This window comes from Asaia sp. BMEF1, from assembly GCF_051628905.1.
In the GTDB taxonomy this organism is placed as follows: domain Bacteria; phylum Pseudomonadota; class Alphaproteobacteria; order Acetobacterales; family Acetobacteraceae; genus Asaia.
Map to the genome: position 1 here is coordinate 2,048,010 of NZ_CP157575.1, position 12,636 is coordinate 2,060,645.

A 12,636-nucleotide genomic window follows, 5' to 3' on the forward strand; every position below is an offset into this window, starting at 1 on the left:
GTGGCAGAACAACACAGGACAATACCCACGGCGCCGCGTCTCTATGCGGTGGGCGGAACAGATACGAAGCGGGCGGCCTCGGTGCCGCCCGTTGCGATTCTTCTTTCCGTCTATAATGGTGAAGCTTTTCTCAATCAGCAGCTCGACAGTTTTCTGGCGCAATCGGAGACGAACTGGTGCCTGTATTGGCGCGATGACGGCTCTCAGGATGCGTCTCGTGCCATCATGCTGTCTTTTCAGGAGCATCGCGGGCAGGGGCGCTGCGTTGAGATCGATGACGTACCAGGCAATATCGGGGTGGCGCGGTCTTACGCCATGTTGCTCGATTCTGCACCACGAGACGCCCTTATTGCTTTTGCCGATCAGGATGATGTCTGGGTACCGCAAAAGCTCGTCTGGGCACGCGAGAAACTCGCGGGCGTGTCTGGTCCGGCACTTTATTGCGCAAGACAGTTTCTCACAGATGAAGGGCTCGAGGTGCTGGGGCCGTCGCTCCCGCTCAGGCGAACACCTGATTTTCACGCGGCGCTGATCCAGAATATCGCAACAGGCCATACGGTTGTACTCAACACGGAGGCGGTGGCGTTAGTCAGTCCGATCCTGCCGCCAGAGGGCGTGCTTCATGACTGGTGGAGTTATGTGCTCGTTCTGGGGAGTGGGGGAGCGGTCGTTTTCGATGAACGCTGCGTGAGTCTTTATCGCCAGCATCGTCGCAATGCTGTGGGAGTCGAGCGTTCGATAGTCGTCAGGGGGCTGCGCGCCCTGCGTCGCGGCCCAACGGCATTCATGGCTTTGCTCGTGGCTCTGGTTGCCCGTTTGCAAGACGCCGAGTGCACCCAAGCCCTGACGCCAGATGCCAGAGCTTTTCTCCTGCGCCTGCAAAGCGTGCTTGAGAAAGGTTTTATGGCGCGGCTGCGCTTTTTGCTGGCAGAGCGTGGCTTCATTCGTCAGCGCCCCGCCGAGACCTGGCTCTTCAGAGCCTGGTTTCTGTTCTACGGCAGTGCTAGGCCGAAACCATGACAGGTATGACGGAAACTCTCTGACGGTTCGGCGCGTGCCGAAACCTGCTCCGTCGTGAGTGTTGCCTCGAGCGATCGGCTCATGAGATGTAGCCCGCCCTTGCCGCCGCCATAGCGTTCATCGCCGATAATGGGGCACCCTAGGGCAGCGCAATGCACGCGCGCCTGATGAGTGCGCCCGGTGAGCAGGGTCAGCGCCATCAGGGCTTTGCTTTGGTTGCGTGAGAGAACCCGCCACGCCGTCACGGCATTTTGCCCGTCAGCATGGGGCGCCATATGCCATCCTTCTTTCGTCGTAACCTTTCGCAGCGGCGTGTCGATGATGCCGTCGCCCTCTTTCGGGGCGTTCCCTACGACAGCCCAGTAGGTTTTGCGGACCAGACCGGCAGCGAAGAGGGCCTGCGCCTCGACAAGCGCCTGCTTGCGTAGCGCAATCAAGAGGCAGCCCGAGGTATCGGCGTCGAGACGATGCACCAGCCATGGCCCATCCTTGCGCTTCGACAACAGTGGAAACAGTGATTCGACGGAATGCGTCGTTTTCGGGCCGGGGTGGACAGGCAGCCCCGCGGGTTTGTCGATCACGACAAGGCGCGGGCTCTGATACAGGATAGGATAAGGAAAATGCGTCATCGGGGGGAGGGGAGGGTCAGTCCTCGTCGCGTTGGCGACGGGCAAGAACCTCGCGCTTGCCGACATGATTGGCAGCGCTCACGATGCCTTCCTTCTCCATCTGCTCGATGATCTTGGCAGCGCGATTATAGCCGATCGACAGATGGCGCTGGATGAAGGAGGTCGAGGCCTTACCCTCGCGCGTTACCAGATCGACTGCCTGATCGAAGAGGCTGGCCTCTGCGTCATAGCCGCCGCTCATGCCGTTGCCGCTTGACGAGGCGCTGCCGCCCTCGTCTTCGAGATTCGAAATCACCTCGTCGTTATAAATCGGCTCGCCCTTGCTGCGCAGATCGGCCACCACGTCTTCGACTTCGCTGTCGGTTACGAAGGGGCCATGCACGCGGGTAATACGCGCTGCGCCCTGCATGTAGAGCATGTCACCCTGGCCCAGAAGCTGTTCGGCACCCTGTTCGCCCAGAATGGTGCGGCTATCGAACTTGCTGATGACCTGAAAGGAGATACGTGTCGGGAAATTGGCTTTGATGGTGCCGGTGATGACATCCACAGACGGGCGTTGTGTGGCCATGATGACATGGATACCCGCCGCTCGGGCCTTTTGCGCCAGACGCTGCACGGCGGCCTCGATTTCCTTGCCTGCCACCATCATGAGATCGGCCATTTCGTCGATCACCACCACGATATGCGGCATGGTCTCCAGCGCGAGCTGCTGCTCGTCAAAAACGGGCTGGCCCGTTTCCGGGTCGAAGCCGGTCTGCACACGACGCGTCACCAGTTCGCCCGTCGAGCGCACCTGACGCACGCGCTGGTTATAGCCGGTGATGTTGCGTACTTGCAGATGGGCCATTGAGCGATAGCGCTTGTCCATCTCTCGCACGGTCCATTTGAGCGCGGCGACAGCCTTGTTCGGTTCGGTAACGACGGGCGTCAGCAGATGCGGAATGCCGTCATAGATAGAGAGTTCGAGAATTTTCGGGTCGATCATGATCAGGCGGCACTCTTCCGGCGTCAGCCGGTAGAGCAGCGACAGGATCATTGCGTTCACGCCTACCGATTTACCCGAACCCGTGGTGCCTGCAATCAGTAGATGCGGCATTTTGGCGAGATCGGCATAGACCGGGTTGCCCGCAATATCCTTGCCCAGCGCCAGGCGCAGCTGCGCGCCTGGCTCGAGAAACTCGGGCGTGTCGAGCAGCTCGGAAAAATAGACCGTTTCGCGCGAGGCATTCGGCACCTCGATGCCGATCACATTGCGTCCCGGCACGGTGGCGATACGCACGCTCAGCACAGAAAGCGAGCGGGCGATATCATCGGCCAGACCGATCACACGGGCCGAACGTATGCCCGGCGCCGGTTCCAGCTCGTAGAGCGTGACGACCGGTCCGGCATGGATATCGCCGATCTGTCCCTGCACGCCGTAATCGGACAGCACCTGCTCCAGCAGGCGCGCATTGGCCTGTAATACCTCGTTTGAGGGGCCGCTTCCTCCATGGGCAGGAGCCTTGCGCAGCAAGCCTAGCGAGGGCGGCTGCCAGCCGGCGCTATCCCAGCCATGACGCGCAGCGGCGGCCGGCTGCTCCTGGCTCGGACGCTCTGCGCGCGCGCGCCCGAAGCCGAAAAAGCCGCGCTTTAGCTCTTCCTGAGGCTGCTGCCTCGGGGGTGACTCCTCGGCATAAGGCGGGACATCTTCGATTTCCGCATAACGTGTCACGGCGGCAGGGCGCGGCTCGCTCTCCTGATCGCGCGAGATCTGCGCGAGCTGCAAGGCGTAAGGATTGGCAGGCTCGGTCACAGGGGCTGTTTGCGGTCGCGCCTGTGAGTTCTGGGCGGCGGTCTGCGTTTGCGAGTTCGTGAGTGTCGGCAGTGCCTCGTCACTCTTTTCCGGCGGCTGAAGCCATCCCGTATTGGCCGGAATGAACGGCTGGCGTGACGTCTCGCTGGCCTGTCTAGGCGAGGGGTAGGGATGCTCATGACGATAGGCATTCGCCTCGATCGGCTCGTAGCTGCTCCAGTCGGGAGGCGTCGTCTGACGGGCGCGATTGCCCATGCGGCGTGCGAGATGCTCCGAGCCTCTGCCAACAGAGCGTGCTCCCCTGAACAGGGCGCGCCACTCGCTGCGTCGTAGCCCGACCGCAAGCGGAACGAGCAGGACGGTCAGCAGCAGCCCCAGCAGGGTAAAGAGAACGCCGCCTGCCCGGCCCAACGTAGCGCGTCCGGTCGAGACGAGATGATCGGCCAGCACCAAGCCGAGTTGCCCGCCAAGCCCCGCCCGTGACGGCCAGCTCGTGGTCAGAACCGGTATCAGCACCTGCAAGGTCGCGATCAGTGCCGCCGCAACCGGCAGCAGGCATAGAAAGGCGATAAATCGCAAGATCGGGACGCTGAGTGCATGGTGGCGTACGATCTGCCACGCCCAGCACAGCATGACGATGATCGGCAGCGCGCTGGCCAGACCCAGCCACTGCACCAGCCCATCGGCCAGCGTTGCACCGGGTTGCCCCAGAAGATTGGTCGGCACAGCCGTTGTCGCGGTATCGAAAGACGGGTCCTGAGGATTGTAGCTCCAAAGGGCCACACCGAGCGCAAGCGCAACCGCGAGCAGGACAAACCCGCCAAGCTCCGTCAGCCGGTCATGAAACTGGCTGCGTAGTCTGGGCGAGGCATTGGCGGGAGAGAACCAGCGGCTGAACAAAGCCAAATTCGCATCTTCCTGTGCTTGCGCAATACGTTGCACCCCGCACATGGGGCGTCGAGCATCGTCTGAAACTATACCTGTCGTGTGGCAGAACTATAGCGGAACGACGCGTCGAGACGAGAGCAAAAAAGGACCGATTTCCGCCAATCGCGTGTCATGCGGGGCGCTGCCCCGCCCCGCCCCCGCCAAAGGACAGTCGTCCTTTGGAAACCTGATTGACTGAAGCGGGGATCGAAGGGGCTTGTCCCTTCGCGGGTCAGGGCGGAGCCCTTTTTGATCGTTCCCCGGGGCGCTACCCTGGGATCACGAAGCCCGCCAGATCCTGACCTGCGCGACACCGAAGCGTCGTTCTGTCAGCAGGGGAAGGTCGACGGCGAGTTCGTCCTTTACGGCAGTTTCGGCCACGATCACCGCCTCGGGCGCAATCCAGCCGGACCGGTTCAGAGCTTTCAGGGCAGCGGGGACGAGATCCTTGCCATAAGGCGGGTCGAGAAAGACGAGCGTGCAGGGGCGAGGCGCGCGCGGGGCGCGGGTAACGTCGCAGGTCAGCACCGAGAGGTCGCGATCATCGAAGCGGCAGGCGCGGATATTGGCCGAGATCACGGCGCGGGCGCTGCGGTCCTGCTCCATGAAAATTGCCGAGGTGGCACCGCGGGAGAGGGCTTCGAGTCCGAGGGCGCCCGTACCGGCGAAGGCGTCAAGCACATGGGCTTCGCGCAGGAAGTCTGCGCCTGCCCAGGGCGCATGGGCGAGCATGTCGAATACAGCCTGACGCGCGCGGTCGGAGGTGGGGCGGGTGGTTTCACCCCGGGGGGATTGAAGGGCGACGCCTTTGCGCTCACCGCCGACGATACGCATTATTCTTCTTCGGCTTCCGGGCTGGCGATGTCGGTGCTCTTGTCTTTTACGAGGCGGCGGACGCGACGCGGGGCGGCGGCAAGGCCTGGCACCTGTTCGCGCAGGATCTTGCCCTGAACCTCTTCGATCTCGCGCTTCTGCAGCGTGCCAAGCTGGAAGGGACCGTAGGAAACGCGGATCAGGCGGCTGACATGCAGGTTGAGCCCCATCATGACGCGGCGGATTTCGCGGTTCTTGCCTTCCTGCAGGCTGACGGTCAGCCAGGCATTATCGCCTTTCTGCGAGTCCAGACCCGCTTCGATGGCGCCGTAACGCACGCCTTCGAATTCCGAACCATGGGCGAGGGCGGCCAGCTTGCGCTCGTCGACCACGCCGAACACGCGCACGCGATAGCGGCGTATCCAGGAATTCGAAGGGAGTTCGAGGCGCCGGGCCAGTTCACCGTCATTGGTGAGCAGGAGCAGCCCTTCGGAATTGATATCGAGACGCCCGACGCTCACCACGCGCGGCATACCCTCGGGCAGGGAGTCGAACACGGTAGGACGGCCCTGCGGGTCGCGATGGGTGGTCATCAGCCCGTCAGGCTTGTGGTAACGCCAGACGCGCGTGTGCTCCTTGCCACCGATCACCTTGCCGTCGAGCTGGATGATATCGCCATCCTGCACAAAAGTGGCGGGATGCTCGACCGAAGAGCCATTCATGCGAATACGCCCGGCCTCGATCATGCGTTCGATGTCGCGTCGGCTGCCTACGCCTGCGCGGGCCATCCATTTGGCGATGCGGTCGCCCTTTTGTTCTTCGGTCATGCTCGTCTGTCCTGTGGTGTCGCGTGTCGGGCCGCGTCGATGAATCCAGCCAATAGACGCGCATCGCCCGGATCGATAGCGAATTCCGGGTGCCACTGCACCCCCAGACGAAAAATTCCGTCAATTGTCTCGATCGCTTCGATCAATCCGTCGGCGGCGCGGGCGCTGATTACGAGGCTGCCGGGGTCGCGCACGCCCTGATGATGCGACGAATTGACGCGCATTACGGCCTGACCGGTGCAGCGAGAGAGAAGTGTGCGGTGGACGATGCTCACTTCATGTCCGGCCTCGTTGCGCGGGTTGGGCTGCTCGTGGGCGATGGGGCCGGGTGCCTGCTCGGGCAGATGCTGGAACAAGGCGCCGCCCCAGGCGATGGCCATGAGCTGCATGCCGCCACAGATACCGAGAATGGGCAGGGCGCGGTCGCGGGCGGCAGCGATATAGGCGAGTTCCGCCTCGGTACGGCCGGGTTTGAGCGTGGTGCAGGGGTGAAGGGCCTCGCCATAGAGGGCAGGGTCGGGGTCGAAGGCACCGCCTGTCACGAGCAGACCGTCGAGGCGTGCCATCAGGGGAGCGGCCAGTGTCGGGTCATGAGGCAGACCGACCGGAAGGGCCCCTGCGGTAATCAGGGCGCTGAAATAGTTCTGGCGCAACGCATGAAAGGGCCAGCGCGAAAAGGCCTGCGGCCCGCCCGGCTCGATATCGAGGGTGAGACCGATGAGAGGTGCGCGTATCATGACAACGATGTAAACAGGGTTTGGCGCAAACAGAAAGCACCTGTGTGTCGATCACCCTGGCTTCTGTCGCCCGTGCATCTTTGAGTGGGAGACATTGTGCCCGAAGAATTCCCGCAGAGCAGGCCTGATCTTCAGGCAGGAGACGAACGGGCCGACCAAGAGCGAGCAGGCCGGATCGGCATGAAGGCGGCGCTGGCTGCGGCGCGCGAAGCGGCTGCTCGTGGGGAGGTGCCGGTGGGTGCTGTCGTGCTGGGGCCTGGGGGACGCGTCATCGCTCAGGCCGGAAACGAGGTGGAGCAGCGCAAAGACCCGAGCGCCCATGCCGAGATTCTGGCCATGCGGGCCGCAGCAACAGCATTGGGGTCGCGCTCGCTGGCCGCCTGTACGCTGATCGTGACGCTTGAGCCCTGCCCGATGTGCGCGTCAGCAATGGTGCATTTTCGTCTGGGCCGGGTGATTTATGGCGCCTATGACCCCAAGGGCGGGGGCGTAGATCATGGGCCACGTATTTTTGAGCAGCCCGCCTGCCTGCATCGGCCTGAAGTGGTCGGGGGCGTAAGCGAGCAGGAAAATGCTCAATTATTGAAGGATTTTTTCATAACATTGCGAGAAACGCGCGTTTCATGAAACGGATTACCTCGTTTTTACACATGCCTATTCTGGACGAACCGAAAGCGGCTTCATAAGTTTCTCTTACCACACCGCACCTGACAGGTGCCAACGCTGGAAAGATCATGACTGACGCCATGCTTGTACGTTCGATGCATTCACGGAAATTCCGTTCACTGGCTCTGGTCGCAGCCACTGCGCTATCCATCGGCGCCGGTGTGTCCTCTTCCGCCTGGGCAGAAGGGCCGATCACCCCCCAGACCCAGCTCCAGACGCTGCCGAACTTCGTCAATCTGGTAAAGCAGGTGAAGCCTGCGGTCGTCTCCATCACCTCGCATATCCGTGCCGATGTGGCGGAACAGGAAGAGGGCGGCGGTGGCGGGGGCCAGCAGATGCCCTTCCCGTTCCCCTTCCCGTTCCAGATGGCACCGCAGCAGCAGCAGTCTCATCGCACGGTCGAGGCACGCGGCTCGGGGTTCATCATCTCCAATGACGGCTATATCGTCACCAATAACCATGTGGTGAATGGCGCGACCAAGGTTTCTGTGACGCTCGACGACGGCACGACCCTGCCGGCCAAGATTATAGGACGCGACCCCAAGACCGATGTGGCGCTGCTCAAGATCAAGCCGAACGGTAAACTGCCTTTCATCGAATTGGGCGATTCCGACAATGTGCAGCCCGGTGAATGGGTGGTGGCTGTCGGCAACCCGTTCGGGCTGGGCGGTACGGTCACGGCCGGTATCGTCTCGGCACGCGGACGCGACCTGAATGCAGGCCCGTATGACGATTTCATCCAGATCGATGCGCCGATCAATCATGGCAATTCGGGTGGTCCGCTCTTCAGCCAGAATGGCAAGGTGATCGGTGTGAATGCCGCCATCATTTCACCCTCGGGTGGTTCGATCGGCATCGGGTTTGCCATTCCGTCGAACACGGTCAAGAGCGTGGTGGATCAGCTCCGTACCTCGGGCCATGTGACGCGCGGCTATCTGGGCGTGCTGATGCAGCGCATCTCCCCGACCCTGGCTCAGGCGCTGAACCTCAAGCCCAGCGAGCCGGGTGCACCGCCTGAAGGCGCGCTGGTTGCACAGGTGACGCCGGGCGGCCCGGCCGACAAGGCAGGTCTGAAAAGTGGCGACGTGGTGACTGCGCTCAACGGCGCCAAGATCAAGAGTGTGCATGATCTGGTCGTGCATACTGTCTCGATGAAGCCCGGCACCGATGCCACGCTGAGCGTCCTGCGCGATGGCAAGCCCCAGACCATTACGGCCAAGATCGGCAATATGCCGAAAGACGGCGAAGGTCAGGATGCGACGTCCGGCGACGATGCAAGCCAGTCGGGCAGCGGCAAGATCGGTATCTCGCTCGCACCGCTGTCGCGCGACATGCGCCAGCAGCTTGGTGTCGACGATACGGTCAAGGGAGCGGTGATCAGCCAGATCGCTCCGGGTTCGCCTGCCGAGCAGGCGGGTGTACGCCCCGGGGACATCATTCAGGCCGTTGGCAACACAGCAGTCGATAACCCCCGCGCCGTACTGACAGCCGTGCGTGGTGTGCTCAAGAGCAAGCAGCCGATCCTCCTGCGTGTGCTGCGTGACGGCCAGTTGATCTTCGTCGCTATCGCGCCGGGTGGCAGCGATACAGATGCCGATGGCAGCGATGACGGCAACTGAGCCTGACCGATCTTGCACGATGCTGGGATAGGTGTGGGTGAAAAAGGGCGAGGTCGACAGACCTCGCCCTTTTTGCATGGGGCGTCTTGAGCGCGCTGGGCATAATTGCGGGGTTTGCGGCTCGGCCCGTGCTGCGGCACAGTGGCGCCATGACCCGTATCTTCATTGATTCCGATGCCTGCCCGGTGAAAGACGAAGTCTATCGTGTTGCCGGTCGCTATAGCTTGCACGTGTTCGTCGTGGCCAATCGCATGATCGCCTTGCCGGACTCGCCGCTGATCGAACGCGTCGTGGTCGATGCAGGTCCGGATGTGGCCGATGACTGGATCGCCGAACGCGCCTGCGAGCAGGACATCATCATCACCACCGATATTCCGCTCGCGGCGCGTTGCGTCGAAAAGGGCGCCCATGTGATCGAGCCGAAGGGACGTATTCTCGATGGCGATGCCATCGGTATGGCATTGGCCATGCGTAATCTCATGACCGATCTGCGTTCGGCAGGCATGATGACACCGGGCGGGGCGGCTTTCGGCAAGGCTGACCGCTCCCGCTTTCTCTCCGCGCTCGATACGCTGGTCAACAAGGCCCGCAAGCCGCGTTTACGGCCTATGGTGCTGCCACCGCAGTAATAAAGAGGATATCCGACAGGGCGGGGTCTAAAAACAGGTCGCGATGGCGCCATTGCTGCATAGGTAATGGTGCAGATATAATCTTTAAATATTATATCTGCACAGGACGAATGACGTGGCGAGGCAACTTGAGAAGACGATATCGTTCTGGAAGGCAGGTCATTTCTTCAGGAAGAGTACGGACTGGCGCTTTCTGTATCGCTCGGATGCCTCGCTCCCGATGGTCGGCATGGTCGCGCTGGGCTGTCTGATCAATCTGATTACGCACATCCTGCAGGCGTCTGTCGCGAAACCCGGGGGGCAGTCGCAGGACCCATGGGAACATCATACGTTCTTCGAAATAGTCGCCTTGTGGTTCCTGAGCCTCGTCGTGACCCGTTGCGCCCTGACCACCTGGTCCGGTCCTGATCTCTGGCGGATGGACTGGGGTGCTCTGAAGTCTGTATGCACCGAAGCGGTTTGCGAGATCATACTGGGGGGCGCTCTGGTGCTAATCGTGAAGATGCCCGCATTACTGCCCGCCGATGCAAGTGCGGGAATGGAGTTGTTGCTCCTTTTGGTTCTGACAATTGCAGGAATAACGTGCCTTTGGATATTTGCCCGCTGCTTCGCCATGAGTTCTGTCGCGTGGAAAAGCGCGCGACCGCAGTTTCGTATCAGACAAAGCTTTGAGGCCATGAGCGGGCATGTCTGGAGTTATATTTTCTGGAGTTCCGTGATCGTCTTTCTGCCGATAGTCCTGATGACGCTTTTGCAGAAAGCCATGAATGCTCTCTGGACCGGTAACGCTACACTCTTGGCAGGCGTGGTCTGTGTGACCCTGACCAGTGCTGCGACGCGGATCCTGTCGCAAAACTTTGATCTGCAGTTCTTTCGCGCTTTGGGTCTTGATACGCCAGTCCCTGCCGAGGCGGGACCTCTTTCATGCGCGCATGAAATTTAAAGGGAAGATGGCCAAATTCTTACGGACGTGTCATGTTTTCTGACCGATCGGGGCGATTCTGTTTTGTCCTCGTGACTAGGAGGCTGATCTGCTGGATCGAGCCACTCCATTGACGCCTAATCATCCGGGAATGACCGATTTCATGAATGCTCCCTTCTCCACGACCACGCTTGAGACGGCCTCCGAGACTGCTCCCGATGCCCTTCTCGCGTCGCTGCTTCTTGATGCCCGACGCAGCAACAAGCCTTTGCAGACCGTCCCCGAAACCATTGTGCCTATCAATCCGAAGGCCGCCTACGCGGTGCAGGATGTTGTGGCTCGCGCGCTGAGCGAGGCAGGCAACGGGGAGATCGTAGGGTGGAAAGTGGGTGCGGCCACCCCCACGGCCCTGCCTTCCTGCGCCCCATTGCACAAGGCGACGGTGTTCGAAAGTGGGCAGGATCTTTCGCCCTCTTTCTGCCGCTTCCATGGGGTCGAGGCAGAAATTGCCTATTCGTTCAGAAGCGATCTGCCAGCACGGGCCGAACCCTGGACGAAAGAAGAGGTCGCCGAGGCGATCGGGGCTATTCATGGGGCGATCGAATTGCTCGATACGCGCTTCGTGACGCCGAATTCGCAGCATAATCTCTCGCATCTAGCTGATCAGGGCAGTCATGGCGTGCTCGTCGTGGGGCGCGGCGTGACCTCATGGCGCGATTTCACCCCGACCACCCTGCCCATGACCATGCTGGTGAATGGCGAGAAGCGCTATGACCAGAAGGGGGGCAACAAGGCAGGCGACCCGCTGCGCCTGCTTACCTGGCTTGCCAACCACGCCGTCGAGCGCGGACGCCCCCTGCGCGCCGGCGACGTAGTGACCACTGGCTCGACCATGGGCACGCTGTTTCTCGATGATCCCGCTGAAATCTGCGTGTCTTTCGAGGGGCTTTTCCCTGTCGAGGCGCGTCTGGGTGCCCCGTTCCGTTTGTAAATGGAGCGCCATCCGGCGGCTGGGCAGGCGCGTTATCAGGGCGGCATAACGCCAAGGTGATGAGCGTCCCGGCGAGGTTCTTCCTAGGGTTGAAGGCCCTGCAACCCGCAATATGAATGAGTCATGGCCAGCAAGACCGATATTCTCATGATCGACCCCATGCCGGAGAGCTTCAACGAGCAACTCGGCACGCCTTTCCGCCTGCACCAGTTTGTCTCGTTAGAGGCGTTGGGGCCTTTGGCCGAGCGGGTCGAAGGGGTGACGACAGGAGGGGGCAGCGGTCTGCCGAGACCGATCATGGACAGACTGCCCAATCTGAAGATCATCTCGGTCAATGGGGTGGGTATCGACAGGATCGATCTCGATGAATGTCGGCGGCGGGGTATTCGTCTTGCAACGGCTCAGGGTGTGCTGGCCGATGATGTGGCCGATATGGCCATCGGGCTGATGCTCGATGCTGTACGTGGCATTTCCTGCAACGATCGCTTTGTACGTGCCGGTAAATGGGGCCATGAGCCGGTCGTCAATTCATGGACAATCAAGGGCAAGAAACTCGGCATTGCCGGGTTTGGCGCTATCGGCAAGGCGGTGGCCAAGCGGGCGGCATCGTTCGATATGGCGATCGCCTATTTCAGCTCGCGTCAGCAGACTGACACGCCGCAATATCCGTTTTATCCCGAATTGCGCGTTCTGGCCGACTGGGCCGATGTGCTGGTGCTCTGCGTTTCGGGGGGCGCACGGTCTTTTCATATGGTCGATCGCAGCATTCTCGAAGCATTGGGTCCGAAAGGCTTTCTGATCAACGTGGCGCGCGGCTCGGTCGTCGACGAAGAGGCTTTGATCGACGCGCTGCGCGACAACACGATACGCGGGGCAGGGCTCGACGTCTTTGCCGATGAGCCACATGTGCCCGAAGCGTTTTACGGTCTGGACAATGTGGTGCTGCAATCGCATCGCGCCACTTCGACGTTTGAAACCCGACATGCCATGGGACGGCTGGTTTTCGACAATCTCGCAGCCTTCTTTCAGGGCAAGCCCTTGCTCACCCCCGTTCTCTGAGGCCT

General features: G+C 61.3%; 12 protein-coding genes. 7 read left to right on the top strand and 5 right to left on the bottom strand.

What is annotated here, in order from left to right; translation table 11 throughout:
• Entirely contained in the window at positions 1 to 1,020 is a 1,020-nt protein-coding gene (locus ABHV46_RS08970) for a glycosyltransferase (protein ID WP_438381186.1), read from the top strand.
• Here the strand turns inward: ABHV46_RS08970 and ABHV46_RS08975 are convergent.
• From ABHV46_RS08975 to ABHV46_RS08995, 5 genes are all read right to left on the bottom strand, one after another.
• A complete protein-coding gene (locus ABHV46_RS08975) occupies positions 993 to 1,601 on the bottom strand; it encodes an RluA family pseudouridine synthase (RefSeq protein ID WP_438381187.1) in 609 nt (202 codons plus the stop codon). The two genes, ABHV46_RS08970 and ABHV46_RS08975, sit on opposite strands and share 28 nt — an antisense overlap.
• A 64-nt stretch (positions 1,602 to 1,665) precedes the next feature.
• A complete protein-coding gene (locus ABHV46_RS08980; RefSeq protein ID WP_438381188.1) occupies positions 1,666 to 4,347 on the bottom strand; it encodes a DNA translocase FtsK 4TM domain-containing protein in 2,682 nt (893 codons plus the stop codon).
• 300 nt (positions 4,348 to 4,647) lie between these two features.
• Entirely contained in the window at positions 4,648 to 5,202 is a 555-nt protein-coding gene (gene rsmD / locus ABHV46_RS08985; RefSeq protein ID WP_336946919.1) for a 16S rRNA (guanine(966)-N(2))-methyltransferase RsmD, read from the bottom strand.
• Positions 5,202 to 6,008 carry a pseudouridine synthase gene (locus ABHV46_RS08990; protein ID WP_438381189.1) on the bottom strand — a complete coding sequence of 269 codons (807 nt, stop codon included), beginning with the start codon at positions 6,006 to 6,008 and terminating at the stop codon, positions 5,202 to 5,204. Before ABHV46_RS08990 ends, rsmD begins: the two co-directional genes overlap by 1 nt.
• Positions 6,005 to 6,745: a gamma-glutamyl-gamma-aminobutyrate hydrolase family protein gene (locus ABHV46_RS08995; protein ID WP_438381190.1), complete on the bottom strand. Its 741-nt coding sequence runs from the start codon at positions 6,743 to 6,745 to the stop codon at positions 6,005 to 6,007. Before ABHV46_RS08995 ends, ABHV46_RS08990 begins: the two co-directional genes overlap by 4 nt.
• Positions 6,746 to 6,925: 180 nt before the next feature.
• Between ABHV46_RS08995 and ABHV46_RS09000 the strand changes: the two genes are divergently transcribed.
• The 6 genes from ABHV46_RS09000 (at position 6,926) to ABHV46_RS09025 (ending at position 12,631) form a co-directional block, all read left to right on the top strand.
• Positions 6,926 to 7,372: a nucleoside deaminase gene (locus ABHV46_RS09000; RefSeq protein ID WP_438384326.1), complete on the top strand. Its 447-nt coding sequence runs from the start codon at positions 6,926 to 6,928 to the stop codon at positions 7,370 to 7,372.
• A 134-nt stretch (positions 7,373 to 7,506) separates the two neighbouring features.
• Complete coding sequence (locus ABHV46_RS09005; protein WP_438384328.1) at positions 7,507 to 9,030, top strand: Do family serine endopeptidase; 1,524 nt, start codon at positions 7,507 to 7,509, stop codon at positions 9,028 to 9,030.
• A 149-nt stretch (positions 9,031 to 9,179) separates the two neighbouring features.
• Positions 9,180 to 9,659: a YaiI/YqxD family protein gene (locus tag ABHV46_RS09010; protein ID WP_438381191.1), complete on the top strand. Its 480-nt coding sequence runs from the start codon at positions 9,180 to 9,182 to the stop codon at positions 9,657 to 9,659.
• Positions 9,660 to 9,774: 115 nt separating this feature from the next.
• A complete protein-coding gene (locus ABHV46_RS09015; RefSeq protein WP_438381192.1) occupies positions 9,775 to 10,602 on the top strand; it encodes a hypothetical protein in 828 nt (275 codons plus the stop codon).
• A 142-nt stretch (positions 10,603 to 10,744) separates the two neighbouring features.
• A complete protein-coding gene (locus ABHV46_RS09020; protein WP_438381193.1) occupies positions 10,745 to 11,572 on the top strand; it encodes a 2-keto-4-pentenoate hydratase in 828 nt (275 codons plus the stop codon).
• Positions 11,573 to 11,695: 123 nt separating this feature from the next.
• Entirely contained in the window at positions 11,696 to 12,631 is a 936-nt protein-coding gene (locus tag ABHV46_RS09025; protein WP_438381194.1) for a 2-hydroxyacid dehydrogenase, read from the top strand.
• Positions 12,632 to 12,636: the final 5 nt, after the last annotated feature.